Origin of the sequence: Collinsella sp. HCP28S3_B9 (assembly GCF_052066095.1) — a bacterium.
Taxonomy (GTDB): Bacteria; Actinomycetota; Coriobacteriia; order Coriobacteriales; family Coriobacteriaceae; genus Collinsella.
The window spans coordinates 1-2,162 of record NZ_JBQHST010000057.1; the positions used below are offsets into that span (position 1 = coordinate 1).

At 55.2% G+C, this 2,162-nt stretch carries 2 protein-coding genes; both read right to left on the reverse strand.

Going from position 1 to position 2,162, the window contains the following annotated elements:
- Positions 1–666: 666 nt before the first annotated feature.
- Positions 667–1,791 (reverse strand): aminotransferase, encoded by a 1,125-nt coding sequence (locus tag ACTNBB_RS09005; protein ID WP_441057969.1) that lies wholly within the window; start codon positions 1,789–1,791, stop codon positions 667–669.
- A 261-nt stretch (positions 1,792–2,052) separates the two neighbouring features.
- The coding region (locus tag ACTNBB_RS09010) for an arginine deiminase family protein (protein WP_148332920.1) at positions 2,053–2,162 on the reverse strand (110 nt) is incomplete at its 5' end.

Genomic DNA, 2,162 nt, shown 5'->3' on the forward strand with positions numbered 1-2,162 from the left:
CAGGTTGAGGAGCTCGTCGCCGGGACGGTGCAGGCAGACCTTCCTGAGCTTGCCGATCTCGGAAGGCACGTGCAGACCTTTCGTCATGGCCTCCTACCTTTCTTTCGGGCCCTTGTCAGGGCCGATTCGTTAGCGCCCCTCCGTATGGAGCGCTGCTTGCTGACGACATATTTATATCCAAAATCAACCCATACTTCCACCTTGTCCCCGAACGGTTTTTTATAGGGGGTGAACGGCATACACATATACTTCACGCATGGCACACTTTGATTTAATAAAGTTTATTTACGTGCTTAAACGCGTTTTCAATCCAAAAATCAAATGGAACTAAACTTTGTTAAACCACCCTCAGATTGCATATTTAGCGCAACGATATGAATAGAATTCGCAATTCTCGCTGTCTCTCAACCATTTTGATTTTTATTCATATAAAAGTTTGTCCTATTCATTTTTAGCAAACAGATTACCGTTTACCAGACGTTGGATACCGTTCACCGGAAGCTTAGTATAAGGCCCGTCGAATACCCGATCGATCTTGCGTCTCCATTTGTAACAACTTGACTTTTCCGGCGGCAAAGACAAACAGACCCGCCCCCAAAAGGGGCGGGTCTGCATTCGGTACACCTAGGGCCAAGTAAGGTTTAGGCCTTCGCGGGCCTCAAGGGATTAGCAATCGAACTCGGCCAGTGCCTCGCCCAGAAGCCTCAAGCCCTCGCGAAGAACATTTTCGCTCGCGCAGTAGCCCAGGCGTGCGCCGCAGGGAAGCTCAAAACGGCTGCCGGGCACCAGCAGCACTCCCCTCTCGGACAACAGGCGCTTGCAGAACTCCTCGTCGTCCTCGGGAATATCAAGCTGGATAAACGAGGTAGACACGCCCTGCGGGGCCGTCCAGGAAACGCGATGTTGCGTATCGATCCAAGCCTGCGCGATATCGCGATTGCCAGACACGATCTTGCGGTTGCGCTCGAGAATCTTGTCCTTGTGCTCAAGCACATAGGTCGCCAGGGCATCGTTGAACACGCCGCCGCAGATCATGGTGTAATCGCGATAGGTGCGGATGCGATTGGACACCTCTTCGTCGGTCACGACCCAACCCACGCGGGCTGCAGGCGTCGAATAGGTCTTAGACACCGAGTTGGTGACAATGGCCTTCTCATACACGTCGGCCATCGACATAAAGGACTCGGTGTTCTCGAGCGGCAGATACACCTCGTCACACAGCACGTAGGCGCCCACCGAACGGGCGATCTCGGCAATCTGACCGAGCGTATCGGCATCAAGCACCGTACCGATGGGGTTCGATGCGTTGTTGATGCAGATGAGTTTCGTGTTGGGACGCACCAGGCGCTTGAGCTCCTCGATATCGGGCTTCCAGCCAAGCTCCTCGCGAAGCTCCCAATACTCGACCTCGGCGCCGAGCGAACGCGGAATCTCATAGAGCGGCGCATAGGTAGGCCACTCGGCGATGACATGATCGCCGGGCTCGACCACGGCCATGATGGCGTTGAGGTTGGCACCCGTGCAGCCATTGGTCTGAAGAATGTGATCGGGATTGACCTCGCGACGATACAGCTTGGCGACCTCGGCCTTAAAGTCGGGCGAGCCCTCGATCCAGCCGTAGTTCATCTTCTCGCGATCCAGGCGCTCGTAGAACGTGGTGCCGTCCTGCTCGTCGAGCGCGCGCAGCTCGCCCATGGTAAGCGAGGAGATCGTCGACTGGGCGATATCCCACGTAGTGCTCTTCTCCCAAACGTTGAGCCACTCCTCAACGCCGATCGTCTTGATATCCATGACTTGGCTCCAATCGTTAGAACACGGGGGTGATGCCGGCAAAGGTCATGGGAATCGAGATGATGCCCAAAAGGCAAAGAAGCCGACACCGTTGGGGGGTATCAACGTGACTGCCCCTAGTCATATGGGCCACCTTATCTGATGTTAATTGAGCTTCATTAAACAAGAATGGGGCGGTGCGAAAACCCGCACCGCCCCATTGGGAGACATCTAATGGTAGCTAGATGTTTGTATTAAGACCCGTACGGATCTTTGAAAACCTTAGAGGTCCTCGCGCCAGAAGGGCATGCTCATGCAGCGCGGGCCGCCACGGCCGCGGGAGAGCTCGGCGGAGGGCACGACGAGAAGGTCCAGGCCCTCCTTGTACAGCA

What these genes read in the sequence shown, in the direction of transcription:
- ACTNBB_RS09005 (WP_441057969.1), bottom strand. Translation starts at nt 1,791, where the DNA reads ATGGATATCAAGACGATCGGCGTTGAGGAGTGGCTCAACGTTTGGGAG.